Source organism: Caballeronia fortuita, assembly GCF_001544835.2.
GTDB classification, from domain to species: Bacteria; Pseudomonadota; Gammaproteobacteria; order Burkholderiales; family Burkholderiaceae; genus Caballeronia; species Caballeronia fortuita.
The window spans coordinates 146,578-171,502 of sequence record NZ_FCNX02000007.1 but is presented as its reverse complement, the minus strand read 5'-3'; the positions used below and the strand labels follow the sequence as shown (position 1 = coordinate 171,502).

Below are 24,925 nucleotides of genomic sequence, written 5' to 3'. Positions count from 1 at the left end.
CCTAAAATGTCGGCTCGCCGTTCCGCAACGCATCCGAGTCATGAAACGCTTCGCAGGCTTATGCCTCGCGGCCTGGTCCGCCGCCGCGCTCCTCTATTTCGGCCGCCATTCCGCCGCGCTCATCGTGCTTTCCGGCGTGCTCGTGCTCGCGGGCTTCGATCTGCTTCGGCCTGAATCGGAAAACGGCGTCTGAAACCTAGCGCTGACGTGCGCCTTCCCAGTTGATGTCGACGCACAGCACCTGCAATCCGTACGGCGTCTGCGCCGCGATCGATGCCGTCACGCACAAATGCGCCTCGTTGATCGACAGATACGGCGCCGTCAGATGCACGCGCCCCGGCGAGCGTAGCGCCTCGATGAAATACGGCCGGCGCTCCCAGCTCGCGCCTTCGGAATGCAGCAGCGGACTGAAACGCTTCGCGCGCTGCGACGTGCGTACGACCGGCACGACGTTGTCGCCGATCTGCCTTCCGGCCTGATCGAGCAGAAAGCAGCGCGCGGTATCGGCGAGTTGCAGCAGTTCGCTCGTCGCGATGACGAGCGTCTCGCCTTCCATCAGCTTGACGGCCGCGCGTTCGAGGCCGCTCACGTACGGTTCGAGCCGCGCGGATTGCGCCCGCTCGCGGCCCGCGACGCGTTCGCGCGACGCCGCCGACAACGCATCCATCACGCCTGCCGCGACTTCGCTGTGCACGGCATCGACGCTCGGCTGCGCGAAGTACGCGCCCTGTACGAAATCGACGTTGCATTCGAGCGCGATCAAGGCGTCGCGCTCGGTCGCGAGGCCGCCCATCAGTACGAGCTGGCCGGACTCGTGCAGGAGCGACACGAGACGCGGCAACACGCGCTCGATATGCGAATGCTCCGTCGCCTGCTGAAGAATGCAGCGGTCGAGCGTGACGATGTCGGGCCGCAGATGCCACACGCGATCGATGTTCGAATGCTTCACGCCGAAGCCATCGAGCGCGATCAGAAAGCCCGACTTGCGCAGCGAATCGATGATCTCGGCGAAGCGCGTCGTCTCGCCGCCCGCCTGCTCGGGCACTTCGAGCACGACGCGCTGCGGCGACAAACCGATGTCCTTCAGCGACGCGAGCAGCGCATCGCCGTAGCTCGTGTCCATCAGCGCGGCGGGATGCAGGCTCAGGAAGAGCCATTCGTCGTGGCTGTCGAATGCGTTGAAGTTGCCGAGATGCAGGGATTCCGCGAGCCGGCCGAGTTCGAGCAGGTCGCCACGCCGCGCGGCCTGCGTGAAGACTTCGTGCGATGGAATGTGCCGATGCGAGTCGTCGCGCGCGCGCAAGGACGCGTGATAGCCGATCGCGCGCCGGTGCGACACCGAAAACACGGGCTGAAACACGCTGAAAACGGTGTACTCGCCGTACAGAACGGTGCGACGCGATCCATCGTCGCCGGCGACGGGGCGCGGCGGCTGGAAGCGGGGAGGGTCGAGATCAACCATGCTCATGGTGTCGGGGCGCCAGGCGAATAACTTTATCGAGACAGTTTACCGGATCGGCACCTGTCGGTTCGAGCAAAAAGCGTGCGAATTCAATATCCAAGCGGATTCGGCGCGCATTCGTGTGCGGATTGGGCGACGCGTGCCGCAGACGCGGGAGCGCACGCCGCGCGATCGTGCGCGCGGGCACCGGCGCGGTGCGCGCGCGTTCGTTTGCTTCAGTTCGATTCGGACGGATCGGGCTTTCTATGGGCCGCGCGCACTTCGGGCGCGAGCTGGCCGAAGATCCACGCCGTCGCCGCCGTGATGATGCCGACGCACAGAAACGTCGCGTGGAAGGCGGGCAGCGAATTCGTCTCCGTGACCTGCGGCAGAAGTCCCGTGAACGTCGACAGAATCGCGCCTGCGACGGTCACCCCGAGACTCATCGACAGCATCTGCACGAGTGAGAAGAGGCTGTTGCCGCTGCTCGCGCCGCCGGTGCCGAGGTCTTTCAGCGTGAGCGTGTTCATCGCGGTGAACTGCATCGAGTTGAAGGCGCCGAAGATCGCGAGCTGCACGAGCCGCAGCCAGAGCGGCTGATGCGCGCTGACGAGCGCGAAGCTCGCCATCATCAGCCCGACGACCACCGTGTTCACGACCAGCACGCGCCGATAACCATGCTTTTCGATGAGCCGCGTGACGACGCGTTTGGAGGCCATGCCCGCCGCCGCGACCGGCAGCATCATCATGCCGGCCTGAAACGGCGTGTAGCCGAGACTGACTTGCAGCAGGAGCGGTATCAGATAAGGCATCGCGCCGCTGCCGATGCGCGCGAACAGATTGCCGAGCAGGCCGACGCTGAACGTGTGGATCTTGAAGAGATCGAGCGAGAATATCGGCTGGGCGGCGCGCGTCGCGTGCAGGCCGTAGGCGACGAAGCAGCCGAACGAGAGCACGAGCAGCACGATGACGATCGCGTGCGCGAGGCCGAGATCGGCGAGGCCGTCGAGGGAAATGGTGAGCGCGACCATGCCGATCGCGAGCAGCAGATAGCCCGCGAGATCGAAGCGCGCGGTCGCGGGATTGCGGCTGTCGGGCATGTACATGTTCGTCGCGATGCAGCCGATCAGGCCAACCGGGACGTTGATCAGAAAGATCCAGTGCCACGATGCGATCTGCACGAGCCAGCCGCCGAGCGTCGGGCCGATGAGCGGGCCGATCAGCCCCGGAATCGCGACGAACGCGAGCGCGGAAAGATAGCGCTCCGCCGGAAAGACGCGCAGCACGGCGAGGCGTCCGACGGGCAGCAGCATCGCGCCGCCGACGCCCTGAACGACGCGATACGCGACGAGCGCCGTCAGCGATTGCGCGTTCGCGCAGAGCAGCGAGCCGATGGTGAACACGAGGATCGCGCTGAAGAACACGCGCCTGGTGCCGAGCTTGTCGGCGAGCCAGCCGGACACGGGAATCATCATCGCCATCGTGAGCGAGTAGGCGATGACGACGCCCTGCATGCGCAGCGGCGCTTCCCCGAGACTTCGAGCCATCGCGGGAAGCGCGGTGTTGACGATCGTCGAGTCGAGCGTCTGCATGAAGAAGCCCGTGGCGACGAGCCACAGCATGATGCTCAATGCGCGGTCGGACGGTGCAGCGGCGGTCGAGTCGGTCATTTGCGCAGTTCGGCGACGAAGTCGTAGTAGTCGTTGCGGCAGTAGGTATCGGTGAGTTCGATCGCGCGCTGATCGGCCGTATAGCCGACGCGCGTGATGAGCAGCAGCGCGTCGTGCGGCGCGATGCCCATCTGCCCAGCAATCTCCGGGCTCGCGTTCACCGCGCGGAAATGCTGGAGCGCGCGCACGATGGAAAGCCCGCGCGCATCGAGATAGCTGTAAAGCGAATCGCCGATGGTCTGCGGATCGGGGATGCACGATGCGGGGAAGGTGGAGTTTTCGACGGCCATGACGATGTCGTCGGCGAGACGCAGACGCTTGAGGCGCGTGACGGCGGCGGCGGGCGAGAGGCCGAGCTGGATGACTTCCTCGCGGTTGGCCGGCTCGATGGTGCGCGAGAGCCATCGGGAGCTCGGCTTGAAGCCGCGGCGCCTGAGCATTTCCGAGAAGCTCGACAGACGCGAGAGCGGGTCTTCGTAGCGCGGCGTGATGAAGCTGCCCGCGCCTTGTTCGCGGCGGATCAGCCCTTGCTCGACGAGCAGCGCGATTGCCTTTCTCGAGGTGATCCGCGAGACGCCGAGCGCCTCGGACAACACGCGCTCGGAGGGCAGCGCTTCGCCTGCGTTCCAGCGATTGTCGTGGATGGCGTTGGCGAGCTTGCGGGCGAGTTGAAGATAGAGCGGAGTGTCGCTGTCCGGGTCCGGGCGCAAGTCGCGCCAACGGTCTTCCGAGGTCGGGTTCATAAAGCGGACGCTAATGGGCCAAGCGGGGATTTTAAGACAAACCTCGAAGACGAAGGGACATCCTCTTCCTTATCGCGGTGAGCTTTGCAAGGCCGCAAGACGCGCCTGGCGATACCTCGCTGTGTGGACCGCAGCTTACACGATGTGATCCACGGATTACGACGTTGGATGTCGAACGTTCGCACGACCGAGCTTTTCGACGACTGGTTAGCCTCGCTGAAAGACCGGATTGCGAAGCGCCGTATCCAGGTTCGAATTGATCGGCTTCAATGGGAAATCCCGGCGGTACGAATTCGGCCGGACGTTTGCTTATCGCGTTGCGCATCGACCACGGGCGGGGATATCGCATCTACTACGTGCAGCGCGGCGAGGTTCTCGTGACCTATCGCGACCTATTGTGTGGCGGAAAATATCCACGCGGGCGCGTGACATCGTCACTTGCACTTGAAGTGAACGATGACGTCAGCCGGCCGGCCGAACAGAGCAGCGAGATGGAGACGTTAGTAGAGAAGCACACGCAGCCCTGATTGACCCAACGGCCGCGCAGCGGGCTGGAGCTATCTGGTGCTGAACCGGTCCGTCGAGCGGCGCGAAGTGGCGGACCGTGCGCGATCCAAGCCCTGTGGCCCTTTGAGGGCGACATTTAGGCGAGTGCCACCGTGGACGAGAAAACTACCCAACGTGCGTATGACCGCGGGCGTGACAGAAGCTGCTTTCTTTGCCTACTTTCTTTGCAGCAGCAAAGAAAGTAGGTGCCGCCCCGCACAGGGGCAACGCTAATGGACCACCAAGAAAACGGGATCCGGCGAAACGCGCCCGACGCGACGCGAACGCTACGCAAGCGATGAACTCAGGCCGTCGCCGCCCCACCCACCCCACGCCCGCCGCGCATATAGAGCGCCACCGACAACGCCACTGCCGCAGCGGCCGCCAGCGCGGCGAAGAGAAACACCGACCCGTACCCGAGTTCACCCGCGACATACCCCGCAAGCGGCCCGGTCAACCCGAGCGACAAATCGAGAAACACCGAATACGCGGACAAAGCCGCGCCCCGGCTGGCCGGCGGCACGAGTCCGACGGCCTCGACGCCCAGCGCCGGAAACACCAGCGCGAACCCGAAGCCCGTCAGCGCCGCGCCCGCGAGCGCGAAGGTCGGCTCGGCGGCGAGCCACAGCATCACGAGGCCCGCGCACTCGAAAGCAAACGACACGATCGCCACCCGGAACCCGCCATACGCCTTGATCGTGTTGGCGAACAGAAGCCGCGCGCCGATGAACATCGTGCCGAACACGGTCAGCGAAAGCGCAGCGTTCGGCCAGTTGTGCGCCGCGTAGTAGAGCGTGATGAACGTCGCGATGGAGCCGAATCCCGCCGATCCGAGCGCGAGTCCCAAACCATGCGGCAGCACGCGGAAGAACACGCTCCGGTACGACATGCGCTCGCCGTGCACGATGGGCACGCTCGCCATGCGCGTCGCGAGCCAGTAGCCGAATCCGCCGAGCGCGATCACGATGAGCCCGAGCGACGCGAAACCGATCGAATGATCGATCGCCACGCCGAGCGGCGCGCCGATCGCGAGCGCGCCATACGTGGCGATGCCGTTCCACGAAATCACCTTCGCGTTGTTGGTCACGCCAACGCGCCCGATGCCCCACGTGATCGATCCCGTGCCGACCCAACTCTCGCCGAAGCCGAGCACGAGCCGCGCGACCACGAGCAGCACGAGACTCACCACGTGCCATTGCGCGGCGAGTGCCGAGCCGAGCAGCAGCACGCCGCTCGCCGCGCACGCCGCGAGACCGTACAGCACGGTCTTCTTGGGGCCGAGCGTGTCGGCGGTGCGGCCTGCGAGCGGTCGCGACATCAGCGTCGCGAAATATTGGACGCTGATCGCCGCGCCCGCCATGACCGAGCCGTAGCCCAAGTCCGTATGCACGAAGCCCGGCAGCACCGCGAGGGGAATGCCAATCGTCAGATAGCAAAGGAACGTGTACAGCACGACGGGCAAAATCCGCAGCGTGACTGCGAAATCGCTCTGGGGCTGGGCGCGGGAGTCGGTGGACATAGGGAAATTGCGGGGTTGAATTCGGCGCGAAGACGTGATTCTCCCATATGTTGCGGCGCAGCGTCGCACTCGTTTTGTAACCAGCTAGGACAAAACGGCTGCCGCGACGCTCGGACGGTGTCGCTGAAAGCCTTGCCGGATAACGCTTGCGGCTCATATCGGACGAAGAGTATGTCGTTCATGCAATGCCGCCTATGGGTTATGGATTTTGGCGGTGATAGCTTTTGAACCATCGAAGCGACAGGACTAATCCGAAAAAGTCCCAAAGTCGCGAATGCCACCGGCTGCGCATCCCGCGCAACCAGCGAAAAGCATCGAAGAGCCCCGAACAATGACCCAGCCGATCCGCTTCTATCACCGCAACGCGATTCAGGAAGTGAGCGGCGCGTCGACGACGCGCACCGTACTCCAATACCTGCGCGAAGATGCACGCTGCACCGGCACCAAGGAAGGCTGCGCGGAAGGCGACTGCGGCGCGTGCACGGTCGTCATCGGCGAGCCGGACGGCGCGGGCGGCGTCGCGTTCAAAGCCGTCAACGCGTGCGTGCAGTTCCTGCCGACGCTCGATGGCCGCGCGCTCTTTACCGTCGAAGACTTGCGCCAACCCGACGGCACGCTGCATCCGGTGCAACAGGCGCTCGTCGATTGCCACGGTTCGCAGTGCGGCTTCTGCACGCCGGGTTTCGCCATGTCGATGTTCGCGCTTTACGAAAAGCACGGTCATGCGACGACGGGCTGCGCGGGCGCGTGCGAGAAGACGAAGCCGTCGCGTCAGGAAATCAGCGATGCCCTCACGGGCAATCTGTGCCGCTGCACGGGGTATCGGCCGATCATCGACGCGGCCGAGCAGATGTTCGATCACGCGCCGCTCGCGCCCGTCAACGTGCCGGCGCTCGCGCGCACGCTCGACAGCCTGAAGCGCGACGACACCTTCCACTACGAACACGCCGGCCGCCAGTTCGACGCGCCGCGCACGACCGAGGCGCTCGCCGCGATCAAGGACAAGAATCCGAACGTGCGGATTCTCGCGGGCAGCACGGACGTCGGCTTGTGGGTGACGAAGCAATTGCGCGATCTCGGCGACATCGTCTATGTCGGGCAGATCGAATCGTTCAGGCATGTCGAGACGACCGGCGACTGGATCGAGATCGGCGCGGGCGTGTCGGTCGAGCGCGCGTACAGCGAACTCGTGAAGCAGTATCCCGAACTCGAAGAGACGCGCCTGCGTTTCGCGTCGCTGCCGATCCGCAATGCGGGCACGCTCGGCGGCAACGTCGCGAACGGCTCGCCCATCGGCGATTCGATGCCCGGTCTTATCGCGTTAAATGCGCGCGTCGTGCTGCAAAGCGTCGAAGGCATGCGCGAGATGCCGCTCGAAAATCTGTACATCGCGTATCAGAAGAAGGATATGCGCGAGAACGAGTTCGTCGCCGCGATCCGCGTGCCGACGCGCAGCGGCCGCCGCGCGAAGATGCAATTCCGCGCGTACAAGCTCAGCAAGCGTTTCGACTCCGATATTTCCGCCGTGTACGCCGCGTTCAGCTTCATCCCCGACGGCGACACGATCCGCGAGCCGCGTCTCGCCTACGGGGGCATGGCCGCGACGCCCAAGCGCGCCGAACACGCCGAAGCCGTTCTCAACGATGCGCTCTGGCACGAAGCCACCGCGCAAGCCGCGATGATCGCGCTCTCGAAAGACTATCAGCCGCTCACCGACATGCGCGCGAGCAGCGACTATCGCCTCGACACGGCAAAGAGTCTGTTGTATCGATTCTGGCTGGAGACGCGTCCGCACGATCCGCTGGACAAGTCGAAACTGGATGTGCGCGCAATCGAACTGGTCGAAGCGAAGTAAGCGAAGGAGAAAAGAACATGAATCAACAAGCAGAAGCATTCATCGCCGACGCCCAATCGCTCGCGAACGAAATCGATGCATTCAAGCAGGTCCACGTCTCGCGTCCGCACGAATCGGCGCACCTGCACGTGAGCGGACGCGCGAGCTACACAGACGACATCCCGCTCGTCGCGGGCACGCTGCACGCCGCGCTCGGCACGAGCCCGAAGGCGCACGCGAAGATCGTGTCGATGAACTTCGACGCCGTGCGCGCGACGCCGGGCGTCGTCGCCGTGTTCACCGCCGACGACATTCCCGGCGTCAACGACTGCGGCCCGATCATCCACGACGATCCGGTGCTGGCGCAAGGCATCGTGCAGTTCGTCGGCCAGCCGATGTTCATCGTCGTCGCGACCTCGCACGATACGGCGCGTCTGGCTGCGCGCCGTGCGATCATCGAATTCGAAGACCTCGTGCCGATCCTTACGCCGGCCGATGCGCGTCGTGCCGAATCGTACGTGCTCAATCCGCTGAAGCTCTCGCGCGGCGACGCGCAGGGCCGCATGACGAAAGCCGCGCACCACGAGCGCGGCGCGATGAAGCTCGGCGGCCAGGAACAGTTCTATCTCGAAGGTCAGATTGCCTACGCCGTGCCGAAGGACGACGACGGCATGCACGTCTATTGCTCGACGCAGCATCCGACGGAAATGCAGCATCTCGTCGCGCACGTGCTCAACGTGCATTCGCATAACGTACTGGTCGAGTGCCGTCGCATGGGCGGAGGGTTCGGCGGCAAGGAATCGCAGTCGGGCATTTTCGCGTGCTGCGCGGCGCTCGCCGCATGGAAGCTGCTGTGCCCGGTGAAGCTGCGCCCGGACCGCGACGACGACATGATGATCACCGGCAAGCGCCACGACTTCATCTACGACTTCGAAGTCGGTTACGACGACGACGGCAAGATCGAAGGCGTTTCCGTCGACATGACCTCGCGCTGCGGCTTCTCCGCCGATTTGTCGGGTCCGGTGATGACGCGCGCCGTTTGCCACTTCGACAACGCGTACTGGCTCTCGGACGTGAAGATCGAAGGCTATTGCGGCAAGACGAACACGCAGTCGAACACCGCGTTTCGCGGCTTCGGCGGGCCGCAGGGCGCGTTCGCGATCGAATACATTCTCGATAACGTCGCGCGTTCGGTCGGCCGCGATTCGCTCGACGTGCGCCGCGCGAATCTCTACGGCAAGAGCGAGAACAATACGACGCCTTACGGTCAGACGGTCGAGGACAACGTCATCCATGAGCTGATCGCGGAACTCGAGGAGACGAGCGACTATCGCAAGCGCCGCGCGGCCATCGACGAATTCAACGCGAACAACGCGATCCTGAAGAAGGGCCTTGCGCTGACGCCGGTGAAGTTCGGCATCGCGTTCAACGTGACGCACTTCAATCAGGCGGGCGCGCTGGTTCACATCTACACCGATGGCTCGATGCTCGTGAATCACGGCGGCACCGAGATGGGTCAGGGTTTGAACACGAAGGTCGCGCAGGTTGTTGCACATGAACTCGGCGTGAACTTCGAGCGCGTGCGCGTGACGGCGACCGATACGAGCAAGGTTGCGAATACGTCGGCGACTGCGGCATCGACCGGCACCGATCTGAACGGCAAGGCGGCGCAGGATGCCGCGCGCCAGTTGCGCGAGCGGCTCGCGAAGTTCGCGGCCGAGAAGTTCGGCGGTGGCACGGTGACGCCGGCGCAAGTCCGTTTCGCGGGCGATCGCGTGATCGTCGGCGACGATGCGATTCCGTTCGGCGAGGTCGTGCAAAAGGCCTATCTCGCGCGCGTGCAGTTGTGGTCCGACGGGTTCTACGCGACGCCCAAGCTCTATTGGGATCAGGCGACGATGCAGGGCCGTCCGTTCTACTACTACTCGTATGGCGCGGCAGTGTCGGAAGTGGTGATCGACACGCTGACCGGCGAAATGCGCGTGCTGCGCGCGGATGCGCTGCATGACGTGGGTGCGTCGCTGAATCCGGCGCTCGACAAGGGGCAGGTCGAAGGCGCGTTCGTGCAGGGCATGGGCTGGCTCACGACGGAAGAGCTCTGGTGGAACGACAACGGCAAGCTGATGACGCACGCGCCGTCGACCTACAAGATTCCGACGACCAACGACATGCCCGCCGGTTTCCGCGTCGAGCTCTTCAAGAATCGCAACGTGGAGGACAGCATCCATCGTTCGAAGGCCGTGGGCGAGCCGCCGTTGCTGCTGCCGTTCTCGGTGTTTTTCGCGATCCGCGATGCGGTGTCGGCGGTCGGCGATCACAAGATCAATCCGCCGCTGAACGCGCCCGCGACGGCCGAAGAAATCCTGAAGGCGGTGAATGCCGTGAGGAGCGCGCGCTCATGATGCACGTCGTCCTGTTCGGCGCGGGGCACGTCGGCCACGCGCTCGTGAAGGTGCTCGGCACATTGCCGTGCGTCGTGCAATGGGTCGACGCGCGCGACGAACTCTTCCCCGATGAAGTTCCGGCGAACGTGCAGATCGAAGCGACGGATCTGCCCGATGCGATCGTCGACGAAGCGCCGGCGGGCGCGTATTTCATCGTGATGACGCACGATCATTCGCTCGACTTTTCGCTGACGCAACGCATCGTGCGGCGTGACGACTTCGCTTACTTCGGGCTGATCGGCTCGAAGACCAAGCGCGTGAAGTTCGAGCGGCGCCTGTTGGAGCGGGGCGTGCCGGCGGACCGGCTGGCGGAGATCACGTGTCCGATCGGCGTGGAAGGCATTGTCGACAAGGCGCCGTGGTCGATCGGGCTGGCCGTTGCCGCGCAGTTGCTGCGGGTGCGGGAGATGGGGGCGAGGTTGGGCGGGGCGGCGGTCAGGGCCGCGCATTGGGCCGCGTGAGCACGGCGCGTCAGGTGAGGCCGTTGGTCTGCCTGAACCTCCCCGGCGCGACGCCATAAAGCTCCTTGAACCGCTTGCTGAACGCCGCTTCCGACTGATACCCCACATCCGCCGCGACATCCGCGATGCTCTTCTTCGTGTGCGTGAGCATCGTGCTTGCAAGCTGCATCCGCACATGACTCAGCAGGACGAGCGGCGAGCTGTCCGAGTGCGCCGAGAACGCGCGCATGAACGTCGCGCGCGACATCGCCGCTTCCTTCGCCAGCATTTCCAGCGTCCACGGTTCGGCGGGCCGCTCCAGCATTGCGATGATCGATGCGCCCAGCCTCCGGTTCGCCAGCAGACCCAGCACGCCCGAAAGCGACGGCTGCCCGTCGAGCCACGCGCGCAGCACCATCGTGAAAAGCGCGGTCGATAACGCCGTCACGATCGACGGCGCGCCGAGTTGCGCATCTTCCGCCTCGCGGCGCATCGTCTGGACGAGCGGCCCGAGATACGGCGCCGACGCATTCGTGAACGACACATGCACGACATCCGGCAGCACGTCGATCAGGAGCGCGCGCGGCGCGTATAGAAACCGGCCGCATAGCAGATCGACGCCCGGCCGCGCTTCGCCGAAATTGCTCTTCACCGTGACCGCGCCGTTATGGCGCTTCTCCAGTTCGGCCGGCGGCGCGCCCGCTTTACGCGGCTCGATGCTGAGTACGTGCGCGTCGCCGCGCGGCAAAACGAAGATGTCGCCCGCCGATAATTCGAGCGGCGCATGACCCCTGCGCACGACGCTGCACGCGCCATCGAGTACGACGTGATACACCGCTTCGCCAGCGGGCGCAGGCTCGTGATCCAGTTCCAGCGGGCCGCTCAGCAGACAGCGAAGATCGAGCGCGCCGGTCAGGCTCGCAAGCTGAATCAGTTTGTCGAGAGCATCCATGTGAGCGGGCGGGGCAGTAGATGTCGTTCGGATAGTACCGAAGTCCCGCCGCGCGTGCCTTGCGCGTGCCCCGCGTGGGCCTATTTTGCGGCTTCGTCCAGTTCGGCGGTTTCGTCGCCCGATGCCGCCGCCGCGACTTGCTTTTTGCCCGTGAGCGCATCGGAAACGCTCGACATCAGCGTGCGCAACCAGGCGACATCCGTTGGCTGATCGGGCTGCGGCACCGAAAGCTGATAGCACTTGATGCGCGGAAACGGCACCGGCGAGTCGAGCACGGCGAGCGGGAGCATCGCCGCATAGTGCTGCGCGAAACGGCGCGGCGCGGTGAAGATGAGGTCCGATTGCAGCAGCACCTGCGGCACGAGCCCGAAGTACGGAATCGTCGTGACGATGCGGCGTTCGATGCCCGCGCGCGCAAGCCCGATGTCGATCGGATGACGCCGGCCGCCGCTGTATGGCGTCGGCGCGAGATGCGCGGCGAGCGCGTAGCGTTCCGCCGTCAGCGGCTCGCGCGCAAGCGGATGATTGGCGCGCATCAGGCAGACGAAGACATCGCTGAACAGATCCTGACGCTCGAAGCGCGGCTCGGGCTTCGTCCAGTTGGCGACCATCAGATCGATCTCGCCTTCGTCGAGCATGCGCTCGTGATCGCGCATCGGGTTCAGCGATTCGATCTCGAGGCGCGCGTTCGGCGCCGCGTCGCGAAAGGCGGCGACGAGCGTCGGCATGAAGAAATCGTTCAGGTAATCGGGCGCGGCGACGCGGAAGGTGCGGCGCGAACTCTCAGGGTCGAAGTCGCCGTGCGGCGTCGCGACGAACTCCACTTCGCGCAGCGCGCGCTGCGCGGGCGCGAGCAGCGATTCGCCGTATTCGGTCGGCACCATGCCCTGTTTGCCGCGCACGAGAATCGGATCGTTCAGGATTTCGCGCAGGCGGCGCAGCGCGGTGCTGATCGCCGGTTGCGTCTGGTTCAGCCGTTGCGCGGTCTGCGTCACGCTGCGCTCCAGCAGGAGGGTGCGCAGCACGCGGATGAGCCAGATGTCGAGTGAGTCGGCGGGATCGTTCATGGCAAGCAATTGAATTCGGGACGCGCGGGCGCGAACTCGCGAACCCTAAAGCCGAAGTAAACCGCTTATCGCTTTTTGACGCCATAGCGGACGCGCTATGCACGGCATAGGCGCGTTCGCCGGACCGCTGCCGTCAGCCGAAATCGGCGTCGCGCGGCGCGATCGGCAGTGCGCTGATGCGCTTCACCTCGGCGCCGTCGAGCCAATTCGGCGAGCGTGCGACGTAGAGCACCATCGGCAGCGTGTCCTCGCCCCAGAAGATCTGATCGTTGACGAGGAAGGTCGGCACGCCGAACACGCCCATCGATACGGCGCGGTCGTTGTTGTCGCGCAGCTTCGCCTTCACGTCTTCGTCGTCGATGCGCGTCACGCCCTCGGGCATGCCGACGTGCTCGCACAGCGCGGCGAAGCCTTCCGGCGTCGCGGGTTCGCGTCCCTCGCGCCAGATAAAGCGGAAGATTTCGCGCACGCGGGCGATGTCGCCGTTCGCCAGCACCGCGAGTCGCAGCGCCTTGCTCGTATCGAACGGATGTGCGGGCGGCATCTTGAAAGGAATGCCGAGCTGCTCGGCGCGAAAGAGCGCGTGCCGGTAGGTGAAGACGCGCTTGGATGGAATCGTCGCGGCGTGCGGCTGGCCCCAGCGGTCGAGCAGCTTCATCAACTGGACGGGAACGAGCTCGAACGGCATGTCGGGCCACTTTTCATGCTGCTCCAGCAGCAGATACGAGAAGGGCGAGATGAAATCGAAGAAAAAGTACGGCTGACCGGCGCTGCTCGAATGCGGGGCACTCATGTTCCCTTCTCCCTGAGATTTCCGTGGCTTCCCGCGCGAAGGCGCGCCTCAAGCCTCATCTGTTCGTTTTTGTCGTGTCCTGCGTGGCGGATGCGGCGCGCGGCGCCACATCGTTTTTCTCGCGCTTCTTCGTTAGATATTACGTGCTGCCTTGTTCCGTGTCTGCCCGCGAATCGGCCAGCGCCGCATCCCGTCGCGCGGCGCCGCGCGCCTCGGTTGCGTCGGGCTGCGCGACCGGCGCATGCGCGAGCCGCTGCCGCACGAACCCGATGTGCTCGCGCAGCACGTAGAACTGATCCGCGAACGCGAGCGGCATCTTCATGCGATTCACCGCCGTTTCGATCGCGTCGATGCGGTCGAGCAAGGCGTCGCGCTGCGCGGTGTCGGGACCGCTGATCGCCTCGCGTTCTATCGCAATCAGCGCGCCATACCAGCGATAGATGCGCGACTTCACCCGCCACCGATACAGCCCCGGCACGAGGCGCAGGCCCGGAATCAGCACGACGATCAGCGGCACCAGCACGACGAGCACACGATCGGCGAGACTCGCGACCCAAAAGGGCAGCGTGCGGTACAGAAAACTCTTGCCCGATTTGTAATAGCGTTCGGCGTTGTCGCTGATGCGGAATTCGTGCACGAGCGGCGCGGGAAATTCATTCGCCCGTTGCAGCAGATTTGCGCGGCCGTGCACCTCGCGCGCGGCTTCGATCAGCAGATCGGACAGCGCCGGATGCAGGCTGTCGCGCGCGACCAGTTCGGCCGTCGGCGCGATCATGTGCATCGTGCGCGGCGGCAGGTTGCGGGCGAAATCGAACGCGCCCATCGGCAGTTCGATCTCGGTCAGGTACGGAAAGCGGCGCGCGTAGGCATCGGCCTGGGCGAAATCCATGAAGCGGATGCCGGGCGTGCGCAGCAGCTTCGCCATCGTGGGCGGCTGGGCCGAATCGCCGGTCAGGAAGACGGCGTCGATCTGACTGTCTTCCAGCGCTTTCGCGGCTTCGTCGCCGGCGAGCGGCAGCAGTTCCGTGTCGCTGCCGGGTTCGATGCCGTTCGCCTTCAGCAGATTCAGCGCGAGCACGCGCGTGCCGCTGCCTTCCGCGCCGATCGCGAGCCGCTTGCCCTTGAGCTCCGACAGCCGGTTGACGACCGTTGCGCCGCGATAGAACACCGCGAGCGGCACGTAAGACACGCTCCCGAGCGATTCCAGATTGTCGTGCGTCGCGCCCGGCTTGGTCAGGCCGCCCTGCACGAAACCGGCATCGACATTCGATTTCGGATCTTCGAGGCGCGTGAGATTGTCGAGCGAGCCTTGCGTCTCCAGTATGTTGAGCGTCACGCGGTTGCGCGCGAGGATCGCCTTGTATTTCTGCGCGTTCGTCCAGAACGAACTGCCCTTCGGCCCGGCGGCGATGGTCAGCGTGCTCGGCGGCGCGGGCTGGATCAGCCGCACGGCGGCGTAGAGCGCGATCGCGCACACGAGCAGGATCGGGCCGAACGTGAGCGCGAGATCGCGCCAGGAAATCGCGACGAAGCGCGCGACGATGCGCGGCTGGCTCCGGCGTTTCGATGGGAGATCCGGATCGCGGTCCGGAGTGCTTCTTGAGGGGTCGGTCATCTCGTCGGTATTCGTGAAACTTGCGCGCCAGGGCGCGTCCGGGCGGCCGGCATGGCGTCGATGGTACATGAGATCGATCGGCGTCCGGACGGCGGCACCCCTCGCGTTCCGTGTGACAGCGATGTGTAGGTCGCGCGTGCGCTGTTGCTTGCGCGCGGCTGCACGAACCGGCTCGTCGTTAAATGTTTTGCGCTAATGGCCGCGCTGGGCTAAATTGACGTTCGCCGCCGCACGACAAGGCCCTCGCGCGCCGCAGCCCGGAATGTGGGTTCGCGGACCGCGCCAAGCAGGCGCCATGCGGCAGGACATATTCGAGCCGACGGGTGTTGACACCCGACCAACCGGCCGTGTTTTGTTTCTTTCGCCAGCCTCTCGCAGCACCGTGAGCCGCATCCGCCGGCTTGCCGCCGCCATGCCCGCGCCGTTTTCAGGCATCGGGCTCGCGCGGTCACGGTCAGCCGCTCGGTGTCGCAATTCGGCGTCGTCATTAGCCGCCCGGATTGCGGTCCGGTTTTGCAGTGCAAAACGAGCGAAGTAGCAACTGTGCGAAGTCAACAAGCGAAACAAAAGGAGAAATCATGAAAGCAGTCGATCTGTTGAAGGCGCTGGGCGTAGTGGTGTGCGTGGCCGTGGCTTCAAGCGCCTATGCCCAATCGAGCGACGCGGCCGCCACGAGCACCGACTCGGCGGCGAGCGCCAAGGCTCAGAAATCCGCGACCAAGAAGACCGACCGCAAGCTCGGCTATGACGTGCGCCGCGCGTTGTCGAAGGCACAAGGCTTCGACGTGTCGAACGTATTCGTGCGCGCACGCAGCGGCGCGGTGACGCTGACCGGCACGGTGCCGGAAGGCGGCCAGATCGCCCAGGCGGAAGAAGTGGCGAAGGGCGTGACGGGCGTGAAGTCGGTCTCCAACAAGATCACGCTCGGCGTGCAAGGCGGCGGCCAATAACACGGGTCACCGGCAACGGGCGGCATCGCGCGATGCCGCCGGCTGCGCTCGTCTCGCGAGCGTTCGAACGGGCTCCGGCGTCGTCGCCGGGGCCCGTTGTCGTTTGGCGCTTTCGTTGCCTGGATCGATTAAATCAGCAGCGACTGTCGCGCGATAAGGCGCGATACTCGAAGCATCGATCGCGCTTCACGTTGGCTTCAGATTCACTTCAGGTTGCATCACTCAATCGGAACGGATGGCGGAGACCCACAATGAAAAGATTCGCGCATTTGCCGAGTTTCCCGAGCTTGCAGGGCTTGCAGCGTTTGCAGTGCTGGCGGAGCGTGCCGCGGACGGCCGCGCTCTGCGTGCTCACGGCGGCCACGCTCGCCGCCTGTCACGGCGGCGATGACGACAATGGCGGCGGCAGCCAGCCGACCAACACGCTGCCGAGCTTCATCGCGGGTTCGGTCAACACCCAGACTTACGACGGCGTCTCCGACGATCTGCTGACGGCGGGTCTCGGCAAGACGGGCCTCGCATCGGCGACCGCGCCTTCGATCGCCAAGCCGGCCGCGCCGACGGCCGCCGAACTGCGCCGCCTCGCGATCTATTCGAACTATCGCGCGCTCGTCGATATGTCGGCGAACGGCGGCTATGGCCGCTTCTGGGGGCCGAATATCGATCTGAACGGCAACGACTCGCTCGGCGAGGGCAAGATCGCGGGCAAGGAATACATCGCGTTCGCCGACGACGGCAGCGGCGCGCAGAACGTCAGCCTGCTCGTGCAGGTGCCGACCACCTTCAACCCCGATCAGCCGTGCATCGTCACGGCGACATCGTCGGGATCGCGCGGCGTCTACGGCGCGATCTCGGCGGCGGGCGAGTGGGGCCTGAAGCGCGGCTGCGCGGTGGCCTACACGGACAAGGGCAGCGGCAATGGCGCGCAGGAAATTTCGACGACGCTCGTCACGCTCATCGACGGCACGCTCGCGAGTGCCGAGATCGCCGGGACCAAGGCGATCTTCAAGGCGAACGTGAGCGCATCGGCGCTGTCGTCGTTCAACGCGGCGTTCCCGAACCGCTACGCCTACAAGCACGCGCATTCGCAGCAAAACCCCGAGAAGGACTGGGGCAAGAACACGCTGCAGGCCATTCAATTCGCGTACTGGGCGCTCAACGACATGTTCGGGCCGGTTAACGGATCGACGCATCAGGTGCGCTACAACAAGGGCGATATCACGACGATCGCGGCATCGGTGAGCAATGGCGGCGGCGCGTCGCTCGCGGCGGCGGAGCAGGACACGGATGGCTGGATCACGGCGGTCGTCGTCGGCGAGCCGCAGATCAACCTGAACCTGCCGTCGCAGGTTTCGGTGCGGCAGGGCGGCGTGCCGGTCGGCTCGTTCGGGCGGCCGCTCGCGGACTACATGACGCTCGCCAACCTGCTGCAGCCGTGCGCGGCGCTCGCGCCAGCGGCAGCCGGCGCGCCGTATCTGACGGCGCTTCTGCCCGCCACCACGAACGCGATCCGCACGGCGCGCTGCGCAACGCTCGCCGCGAACGGCCTCGTCTCGGGCGGCAACACGGCCGCTCAGGCCACCGACGCGCTCAACCAGTTGCATCAGGCCGGTTACGAGACCGATTCCGACACGCTGCAGGCGCCGATGTGGGATTCGCAGGCGGTTCCGGCCGTCGCCGTGACTTATGGCGATGCGTACATGAAGGCGAGCGTGCTCGACAACCTCTGCAACTTCAGCTTCGGCACGACCAGCGCGGCGACAGGCGCGGCCGGCGTGACGCCGGTCGTCTCGCCGATGCCGACGATCTTCGGCACTGGCAACGGCGTGCCGCCGACCAACGGCATCAATCTGGTCTACAACGCGGGGACGACGGGCGCGGCGGATCATCGGCTGGCGACGCCCGATGCCAGCTACGCGGGCGCCGCCTGCCTGCGCGCACTGTGGACGAACGGCAACGCGACGATGGTGGACAGCGTGAACGCGATCCGCGTGAACGCAAATCTGCGCGGCAAGCCCGCGATCATCGTGCAAGGCCGCGCGGATGCGCTCGTGCCGATCAATCATGCGTCGCGGCCGTATCTCGGTGCAAATCGCGTGGCGGAGGGCAGCAAGAGCCAGCTTTCGCTCTACGAGGTCACGAACGGTCAGCACTTCGACGCGTTCCTGAGCGTGGCCGGCTTCGACACGCGTTTCATTCCGGTCCACTACTACAACATCCAGGCGCTCAACCTGATGTGGAATCACCTGAAGAACAACGCGCCGCTGCCGCCTTCGCAAGTGATACGCACGGTAGCGCGCGGCGGCACGGCGGGCGCGGCTCCGGCGCTGTCGATGTCGAATCTGCCGCCGATCGCGACGGATCCGGGCGCGAACGCGATTACGGTGTCGGGCGGCGCCGTCAACGTGCCGAACTGATCGGTCAGTGCGTCACGGTGGCCGCGGGCGCAGCGGCCGCCGACGCCGCCGGAACGCCGGATGCGCCTGCCGCAGCTTCGTCCGGGGTCTGGATCGCCGTGGCGGCGGCGGGCGTCTGCACGACGATCGGCGTCGGCGTGAGTTCGGGCGAATTCACGATGAGCGCGGGCGCGAGCGGCTTGCTCTTCACTTCGTCGGCGGCGACGGGCGCGCTACGCGGCACCGTGCTCAGACAGTGTCCCATCAGAAAGAAAAAGCGGTCGTAGAACTTGCCCGCCGGCACGGTCTCGCTGGAGATCTTGACCATCGCGTCGCTGTTCGAGCGAATCGGCAGCGACAACGAGCCGAGCACGCTCAACCCCACGCTCGCCGATGTGTCGCTCTTCTTGAGCGCGTAGCCGTCCTGCACCGCGTTCACATACGCGATGCTCTGGTTCGTCGCGTTTTCACCGGGCGTGCACACGACATGAAACGACACGACGACGTGCGTCTCTGCGCTCGGCTGGAAGTTTTTCGTGGCGTCGACGGTATCGGGCTGGCTCATCGTCGTCAGAAAGCCTTGCGATAGCAGCGCGCGGCGCGCGGCCTCGCAGGTCTCATTGACGGTGGCGTCGAAGTTGTGCGCGAACGGGCTCGCTCCGGTAGTGAAAAGCTCCTGCTGATAACTGGGCGTGACCGCGGTGCGGCCTCCGCACGCAGCCAGCGCGATGAAACCAAAAGAGGCAAAGATGAGACGCAGGGACGGCTTGAACATGAGGGCGGCGGATCCGGAATTTGTGTCAACGGCAGACACAAATTGTAGTGCGAGCGGATGGGTCGATGAAAAAGCGCAGTCTTAAAAACATCGTGTAATCCGATGCTTACGGCAAGCTGTACGCGTGTGTTGCCGTCGATTCATCGTTTCTCAAAGCGCAAAAGCCCGGCCTGAGCCGGGCTTCGAGACACCTGGAGAAGCGCCCTTTACGGACGATTGAAGTCGACCGGATTCGCCGCCGACGGACGTACGATGCGATCGAGGAAGGCGAAACGGCCCGCGTGCCCCGACGCCGACGCACCTTCGCTCACGCCGCCGAACGACGCGTTCGACACGTTTTGCTGAGCGGCCACGCGCGCTTCGGCGGCCTGGATCCCGTTGGGATAGGTGGTCTGATCTGCGGTCGGTTCGTAGCCGGCGCGTTCGAACTGGACGAGCTCGGCGTGCACTTGTGCACGAGTGACAGGACCGTCTTCGCGCGCTTGCGCAAAACCCGGCGCTGCGAGTGCGGCTGCAATGGCGATGGCGGGAACGAGTGCTTTGAACTTGAACATGATGACCTCCGGATGCTGTTTTCAGGAACGCCGCGGCGGACAAACTGTCTTTCCGTTGCTCCGTCGTTGAGATGCAGTCTAGGCGCCGCGGAACCTAGGGGAAACCCTGATACGGAGAAATCACTTTTGTCGATTCGACATTAATTCTGTCAATCGCCTTCACATTTCGATTGCTTCGCTATCGCCTTGCGAGTCTCTGGCGATTCAAACGCCCGTCTGCTTAAGCGTTTTCCCGGCTTTTACCTCCTTGAAATTGTCAAACTCGGTCCATATAATTGGCACTCACTGCACGAGAGTGCTAACAAGTTTGCCGTCTGGCGAGATTCTTCTCAAAGGACGGGTTTTCCCGCGTTTTCAGTCTCATTCAAGAGAGGAGTGTGTATGAACCTTCGTCCTTTGCACGATCGCGTCATCGTCAAGCGTCTGGACCAGGAAACCAAGACCGCATCGGGCATCGTGATCCCTGAAGCAGCCGCTGAAAAGCCGGATCAAGGCGAAGTCCTGGCCATCGGCCCGGGCAAGCGCGATGACAAGGGCGCGCAAATCGCCCTCGACGTGAAGGTCGGCGACCGCGTTCTGTTCGGCAAGTACGCTGGCCAGACCGTCAAGGTCGACGGGCAGGAACTGCTCGTCATGCGCGAAGAAGACATCATGGCCGTTCTGGTCAAGTAAGCATCCTTTTTGACAGCCGGGCTGTGCGCCGCAACGGGCAGCGCGGTCGGCTCATCGAATCGAATCAAGGAGTTGGATAATGGCAGCTAAAGAAGTCACTTTTGGCGATTCCGCACGCGCCAAGATGGTCGAAGGCGTGAACATCCTGGCCAACGCGGTCAAGGTCACGCTGGGTCCGAAGGGCCGCAATGTCGTGCTCGAGCGCTCGTTCGGCGGCCCGACGGTCACCAAGGACGGTGTCTCGGTCGCGAAGGAAATCGAACTGAAGGACAAGCTCCAGAACATGGGTGCGCAGATGGTCAAGGAAGTTGCTTCCAAGACCAGCGACAACGCAGGTGACGGCACCACGACCGCTACCGTGCTCGCGCAATCCATCGTTCGCGAAGGCATGAAGTACGTCGCCTCGGGCATGAACCCGATGGACCTGAAGCGCGGCATCGACAAGGCCGTTGCTGCTGCAATCGAAGAACTGCGCAAGATCAGCAAGCCCTGCACGACGAACAAGGAAATCGCGCAAGTCGGCTCGATCTCGGCGAACAGCGACACGTCCATCGGCGATCGCATCGCTGAAGCGATGGACAAGGTCGGCAAGGAAGGCGTCATCACGGTCGAAGACGGCAAGTCGCTGGAAGACGAACTCGACGTCGTCGAAGGCATGCAGTTCGACCGCGGCTACCTGTCGCCGTACTTCATCAACAACCCGGACAAGCAAGTCGCCGTCCTCGAAAACCCGTTCGTGCTGCTGCACGACAAGAAGGTTTCGAACATCCGCGACCTTCTCCCGGTTCTGGAACAAGTCGCGAAGGCTGGCCGTCCGCTTCTGATCATCGCTGAAGACGTCGAAGGCGAAGCACTCGCCACGCTGGTCGTCAACAACATCCGCGGCATCCTTAAGACGGTTGCCGTGAAGGCTCCGGGCTTCGGCGACCGTCGCAAGGCGATGCTGGAAGACATCGCGATCCTGACCGGCGGTCAAGTGGTTGCGGAAGAAACCGGCCTCACGCTCGAGAAGGCGACGCTGGCTGAACTGGGCCAGGCGAAGCGCATCGAAGTGGGCAAGGAAAACACTACGATCATCGATGGCGCTGGCGAAGCCGTGAACATCGAAGCGCGCGTCAAGCAAGTGCGCAAGCAGATCGAAGAAGCGACGTCGGACTACGACCGTGAAAAGCTGCAAGAGCGCGTGGCCAAGCTGGCCGGCGGCGTTGCAGTGATCAAGGTCGGTGCCGCGACCGAAGTCGAAATGAAGGAAAAGAAGGCACGTGTCGAAGACGCACTGCACGCAACGCGCGCAGCTGTGGAAGAAGGCATCGTGGCTGGCGGCGGCGTTGCGCTGATCCGCGCACGCAAGGCAATCGACGGCCTGAAGGGCGCGAACGCAGATCAAGACGCGGGTATCAAGATCGTCTTGCGCGCAATGGAAGAGCCGCTGCGCCAGATCGTCACGAACGGCGGCGAAGAAGCTTCCGTCGTGGTGGCGGCTGTTGCTCAAGGTTCGGGCAACTACGGCTACAACGCGGCAACCGGCGAGTACGGTGACCTGGTGGAAGCCGGCGTCGTCGACCCGACGAAGGTGACGCGCACGGCGCTGCAAAACGCGGCATCGGTGGCGGGCCTGCTGCTGACGACCGACGCAGCCGTCGCGGAACTGCCGAAGGAAGACGCTCCGATGCCTGGCGGCATGCCCGGCGGCATGGGCGGCATGGGCATGGACATGTAATTCGGCTTCGGCCAGTACATCGGCGCGGGCTTCGAAAGAGGCTCGCGTCATGCCAAAGAAAAAACCCGCAGCGATGCGGGTTTTTTTTCGTTCGTAACGAGCGTTACTTGTTCATCTCCTCGCGCAACTTCTGCGCGGCGGCCTTGTAGTCGTAAGTCGGATAAAACTCCGTCCGATATCCGCCCCAAGCGGTGCTCTCGATCGCGCGGTTCACCTCGCGCAGGCGGTCCGCAGGCACGCGCAGCGTCACGACCTGACCGATGCCCATCATCACATACCACGACACCACCTCGACGCCCGGCGGCGGGAACTGCTTGAAGTAGCCTTGCTCCTTCAACTGCTGGTTGATCTGCGGCAGCGTCTTCGATTCGTCGTGCTTGAGGAAGATCGTCAGCAGAAACGTGCCGTCGCCGGCGGGCGTGGCGTTCTGCGCGTGCGCGGGTGTGGCCGTAAAAATGAAAGACGCGGCGAACGTAGCCGCAAGCAGCTTGAGCATCTAGAGAGCCTCCAGAAAGAACTTCAGACCTTGTGATGAATCCGCAGCCGCTCCATCAGATGCAGCGCGTTGGGCTGCGCGTGGCTCTCGGCGGTATTGTCGAAGATGCACCAGACTTCGGGCGTCTTCTTCGCGCGGTTGTTGAGCGTGCGCGCGAGATCGTCGAGATAGGTGTAGTCGTAGGAAGACTTGTAGAGCTCGGGCGAGCCGTGTAGCCGCACATAAACGAGCGATGTGTCCGCGCGATGCTTGATCTCGCATTCGTCGGGGATCGGGTCTGCATCGACGTATGCGATGTGATGCGCCTTCAGCAACGCCGCCGCGTGCGTCGTGAACCAGCCGTGTTCGCGCGCCTCGAACGCGATCGGCAGCGTCGTGCGCGCGCGCAGCACCTTGAAGAATGTCTCCGCGACGTCGTGATCGAACGGCAGGCTCGGCGGCAGTTGCACGAGCCAGCAGCCGAGCTTGTCGCCGAGTTGTCCGGCCGCTTGCAGGAATTCGTCGAGCAGGGATTCGGTATCGACGAGGCGCGCGTCATGCGTGATCGCCTTCGGCAGCTTGACCGAGAAGCGGAACGATTCGGGCACGCTCTCGGCCCAGCGCGCGTAAGTCTGCTCGCGATGCGGCTTGTAGAAACTGGAGTTGATCTCGACGCATGTCAGCACGTGCGCATAGCGTTCCAGATGCGTGCCATCGTGCGGAAAGCTCGCGGAGACGGCGCTCGACAGACCCCAGCCCGCGCAGCCGATGCGGATTGCGCCTTGCGGGCCGGGCTTGTGCAGATGGGGCAGTCGGTATGGCATGGGCTCGCGTCGCCTCCCTTCTTATCGTGGGTCGATGTCAGTGCCGGGCCTCTCCGGGCAATCCCGTGGAATCGTCGGGCGGCGAGGAAGCCTCGCCGTCTTCGTCGGCATCGTTCGAACGCGCCCAGAAAAAACGATCGGGCAGATACGCGCCCATGCCGGGCCGGAACGCGGCGCGCGCCGCCTGGAACACGTACTCCTGCGCCTCGCGCGCGGCTTCGGCCGGCTCTTGGCCGTTCGCGAGCAAGGCGGCGACGGCCGAGCCGAGGGTATCGGTCAGGCCCATGATGCGTTGCACGCTGCGCTCCCACGTGTCCTGCCGCACGAGTCCTTCCTCGCTGTAGAGCGTGTTCACGTGACGATGCGTGCCGGTTTCCATCGCGAGCACGTACTCGCAGCCTTGCGCCAGAATGTGGGATATCGCGGAATCGAGCGTCGGCGATTCGGCGTCGCTGTCCGGCTGCGCGAGTTGCAGTAAGGTGGCGTGATCGGCAATCAGCATGGTGGTCTGCGGCACGAGCAGATCGGCGAGCGATTCGCGCAGTTCGTCGGCGGACAGCACGTGTTCGTCGTCGAGCGTGAAATCCGGCGCGAGAATCAGCGGCACGTCGTCGTAGTCGGAGACGACCTCGGCGATGGCGGACACGACCTCTGCGCGCGTCGCCGCGCCGATCTTGAACGCGGCGACCGGCATGTCCTCCAGCAACATGCGCGCCTGCGTCGCGACGGCGTCCGGGTCGAGCCCGGTGACTTCATCGCAGGTGGCGGAATCGCGCACCGCGTAGCCGGTCAACACGGTCGCGCCGTGGCAGCCCATGCTCGCGAGCGTCAGCAAGTCGGCCTGGAGGCCCGATCCCCCCGTGGGATCGGAAAGTCCGAAGGCAAGAACGATCGGTGGGGAATCGCCGGTCATGGCAAAAGCGGACATTTTGGTATTGGATTGCTTGAATGGACGATCGGCGCTGAGCGTATGCCCGCTCGGTCATGTCTGATTATGCGGCCTAATGCCGCCGGGCAGTTTTCTTTGCGCACTTTTTTCCGGCGCGCTAGCCTCGGGCGTCAGCTCGGACGCGGCGACCGTTTCGATGGATGTCACGATCGTCCGAACCGGGCAGCCTGCTTGCTAGGCATCGACACGGCAACACGGTACCATCATGTCCTAATTTCAACCGACCAATCGACTCGGCATAAGTATGGAATACAGAAGCTGGATGTGCCTGATCTGCGGCTGGATCTACGACGAGGAGGCGGGATTGCCCGAAGAGGGCATCGCGCCGGGCACGCGCTGGGAGGACGTTCCGATCAACTGGACCTGTCCCGAATGCGGAGCCCGCAAGGAAGATTTCGAGATGGTTCAGATCTGATCTTGTCGTTCTGCCGCGCCGCATGACTCGCGTCATGCGGCGCGCGTTTTTTGCGGACCGCGTTCGTCGACGACGGCGCGTGCCGCGCGTGAGGCAGCCGTCGTGCGGCTGTCGATTTTTCAAGGTATGCA

22 protein-coding genes and 1 pseudogene are annotated in these 24,925 nt (G+C 64.4%); 10 read left to right on the top strand and 13 right to left on the bottom strand.

All coding sequences use genetic code 11. From position 1 onward, the window contains the following. Window positions 1-40: 40 nt before the first annotated feature. A complete protein-coding gene (locus tag AWB77_RS36325; protein WP_167354143.1) occupies window positions 41-193 on the top strand; it encodes a hypothetical protein in 153 nt (50 codons plus the stop codon). A gap of 3 nt (window positions 194-196) precedes the next feature. On the opposite strand, the gene AWB77_RS15265 is transcribed toward AWB77_RS36325, so the two are convergent. From AWB77_RS15265 to AWB77_RS15255, 3 genes are all read right to left on the bottom strand, one after another. Then, window positions 197-1,468 carry an EAL domain-containing protein gene (locus AWB77_RS15265; RefSeq protein ID WP_061135285.1) on the bottom strand — a complete coding sequence of 424 codons (1,272 nt, stop codon included), beginning with the start codon at window positions 1,466-1,468 and terminating at the stop codon, window positions 197-199. A 209-nt stretch (window positions 1,469-1,677) separates the two neighbouring features. Further along, window positions 1,678-3,111, bottom strand: a complete 1,434-nt coding sequence (gene mdtD / locus AWB77_RS15260) for a multidrug transporter subunit MdtD (RefSeq protein WP_061135284.1) — start codon at window positions 3,109-3,111, stop codon at window positions 1,678-1,680. Further along, window positions 3,108-3,854, bottom strand: a complete 747-nt coding sequence (locus AWB77_RS15255) for a GntR family transcriptional regulator (RefSeq protein WP_061135283.1) — start codon at window positions 3,852-3,854, stop codon at window positions 3,108-3,110. The genes mdtD and AWB77_RS15255 overlap by 4 nt, the downstream gene beginning before the upstream one ends. 168 nt (window positions 3,855-4,022) lie before the next feature. Between AWB77_RS15255 and AWB77_RS36865 the strand changes: the two are divergent. Next, a pseudogene (locus AWB77_RS36865) lies at window positions 4,023-4,381 on the top strand (type II toxin-antitoxin system RelE/ParE family toxin). 323 nt (window positions 4,382-4,704) lie between these two features. On the opposite strand, the gene AWB77_RS15245 reads toward AWB77_RS36865, so the two are convergent. Next, window positions 4,705-5,919, bottom strand: coding sequence for an MFS transporter (locus AWB77_RS15245; protein ID WP_061135282.1), 1,215 nt, complete (start codon window positions 5,917-5,919; stop codon window positions 4,705-4,707). A gap of 331 nt (window positions 5,920-6,250) precedes the next feature. Between AWB77_RS15245 and xdhA the strand changes: the two genes are divergently transcribed. From xdhA to xdhC, 3 genes are read left to right on the top strand one after another with little or no spacing between them, the layout of a single operon-like run. Further along, window positions 6,251-7,774 (top strand): xanthine dehydrogenase small subunit, encoded by a 1,524-nt coding sequence (gene xdhA, locus AWB77_RS15240; RefSeq protein ID WP_061135281.1) that lies wholly within the window; start codon window positions 6,251-6,253, stop codon window positions 7,772-7,774. Between the two features lie 17 nt (window positions 7,775-7,791). Then, window positions 7,792-10,155 (top strand): xanthine dehydrogenase molybdopterin binding subunit, encoded by a 2,364-nt coding sequence (gene xdhB / locus AWB77_RS15235; RefSeq protein WP_061135280.1) that lies wholly within the window; start codon window positions 7,792-7,794, stop codon window positions 10,153-10,155. Beyond that, window positions 10,152-10,658, top strand: a complete 507-nt coding sequence (xdhC, locus tag AWB77_RS15230; protein WP_061135279.1) for a xanthine dehydrogenase accessory protein XdhC — start codon at window positions 10,152-10,154, stop codon at window positions 10,656-10,658. The genes xdhB and xdhC overlap by 4 nt, the downstream gene beginning before the upstream one ends. Before the next feature lie 10 nt (window positions 10,659-10,668). Here xdhC and AWB77_RS15225 read toward each other — a convergent pair whose 3' ends face one another. The 4 genes from AWB77_RS15225 to AWB77_RS15210 all read right to left on the bottom strand — a co-directional run bounded on the left by AWB77_RS15225 (window position 10,669) and on the right by AWB77_RS15210 (window position 15,064). After that, the gene (locus AWB77_RS15225; protein WP_061135278.1) at window positions 10,669-11,589 is read right to left on the bottom strand and encodes an AraC family transcriptional regulator; all 921 of its coding nucleotides are present in this window, start codon (window positions 11,587-11,589) and stop codon (window positions 10,669-10,671) included. 80 nt (window positions 11,590-11,669) lie between these two features. Further along, window positions 11,670-12,656: a LysR family transcriptional regulator gene (locus AWB77_RS15220; RefSeq protein ID WP_061135277.1), complete on the bottom strand. Its 987-nt coding sequence runs from the start codon at window positions 12,654-12,656 to the stop codon at window positions 11,670-11,672. Window positions 12,657-12,789: 133 nt separating this feature from the next. Further along, entirely contained in the window at window positions 12,790-13,449 is a 660-nt protein-coding gene (locus AWB77_RS15215) for a 2-hydroxychromene-2-carboxylate isomerase (RefSeq protein ID WP_061135276.1), read from the bottom strand. 139 nt (window positions 13,450-13,588) lie between these two features. After that, window positions 13,589-15,064 (bottom strand): TAXI family TRAP transporter solute-binding subunit, encoded by a 1,476-nt coding sequence (locus AWB77_RS15210; protein ID WP_061135465.1) that lies wholly within the window; start codon window positions 15,062-15,064, stop codon window positions 13,589-13,591. Window positions 15,065-15,642: 578 nt separating this feature from the next. Between AWB77_RS15210 and AWB77_RS15205 the strand changes: the two genes are divergently transcribed. Both AWB77_RS15205 and AWB77_RS15200 read left to right on the top strand, forming a co-directional pair. Then, on the top strand, window positions 15,643-16,014 hold the full coding sequence (locus AWB77_RS15205) for a BON domain-containing protein (protein WP_061135275.1): 372 nt from the start codon (window positions 15,643-15,645) through the stop codon (window positions 16,012-16,014). 251 nt (window positions 16,015-16,265) lie between these two features. Beyond that, window positions 16,266-18,431 carry a D-(-)-3-hydroxybutyrate oligomer hydrolase gene (locus tag AWB77_RS15200; RefSeq protein ID WP_244158554.1) on the top strand — a complete coding sequence of 722 codons (2,166 nt, stop codon included), beginning with the start codon at window positions 16,266-16,268 and terminating at the stop codon, window positions 18,429-18,431. 4 nt (window positions 18,432-18,435) lie between these two features. Here AWB77_RS15200 and AWB77_RS15195 read toward each other — a convergent pair whose 3' ends face one another. Together AWB77_RS15195 and AWB77_RS15190 are read right to left on the bottom strand one after the other, a co-directional pair. Beyond that, entirely contained in the window at window positions 18,436-19,185 is a 750-nt protein-coding gene (locus AWB77_RS15195; protein WP_061135274.1) for a DUF2242 domain-containing protein, read from the bottom strand. 206 nt (window positions 19,186-19,391) lie between these two features. Continuing rightward, window positions 19,392-19,739 (bottom strand): DUF4148 domain-containing protein, encoded by a 348-nt coding sequence (locus AWB77_RS15190; RefSeq protein ID WP_061135273.1) that lies wholly within the window; start codon window positions 19,737-19,739, stop codon window positions 19,392-19,394. A gap of 381 nt (window positions 19,740-20,120) precedes the next feature. On the opposite strand from AWB77_RS15190, the gene AWB77_RS15185 reads away from it, so the two are divergent. Beyond that, on the top strand, window positions 20,121-20,411 hold the full coding sequence (locus AWB77_RS15185; protein ID WP_006999126.1) for a co-chaperone GroES: 291 nt from the start codon (window positions 20,121-20,123) through the stop codon (window positions 20,409-20,411). Window positions 20,412-20,490: 79 nt separating this feature from the next. After that, on the top strand, window positions 20,491-22,131 hold the full coding sequence (gene groL, locus AWB77_RS15180; RefSeq protein ID WP_061135272.1) for a chaperonin GroEL: 1,641 nt from the start codon (window positions 20,491-20,493) through the stop codon (window positions 22,129-22,131). 103 nt (window positions 22,132-22,234) lie between these two features. Here groL and AWB77_RS15175 read toward each other — a convergent pair whose 3' ends face one another. From AWB77_RS15175 to thiD, 3 genes are read right to left on the bottom strand one after another with little or no spacing between them, the layout of a single operon-like run. Continuing rightward, entirely contained in the window at window positions 22,235-22,627 is a 393-nt protein-coding gene (locus AWB77_RS15175) for a hypothetical protein (protein ID WP_061135271.1), read from the bottom strand. A 23-nt stretch (window positions 22,628-22,650) separates the two neighbouring features. Next, window positions 22,651-23,430, bottom strand: a complete 780-nt coding sequence (locus AWB77_RS15170) for a DUF72 domain-containing protein (protein ID WP_061135270.1) — start codon at window positions 23,428-23,430, stop codon at window positions 22,651-22,653. A gap of 37 nt (window positions 23,431-23,467) precedes the next feature. Further along, window positions 23,468-24,343 carry a bifunctional hydroxymethylpyrimidine kinase/phosphomethylpyrimidine kinase gene (gene thiD / locus AWB77_RS15165; RefSeq protein WP_061135269.1) on the bottom strand — a complete coding sequence of 292 codons (876 nt, stop codon included), beginning with the start codon at window positions 24,341-24,343 and terminating at the stop codon, window positions 23,468-23,470. Between the two features lie 280 nt (window positions 24,344-24,623). Between thiD and AWB77_RS15160 the strand changes: the two genes are divergently transcribed. Continuing rightward, the gene (locus tag AWB77_RS15160) at window positions 24,624-24,794 is read left to right on the top strand and encodes a rubredoxin (RefSeq protein WP_025527884.1); all 171 of its coding nucleotides are present in this window, start codon (window positions 24,624-24,626) and stop codon (window positions 24,792-24,794) included. Window positions 24,795-24,925: the final 131 nt, after the last annotated feature.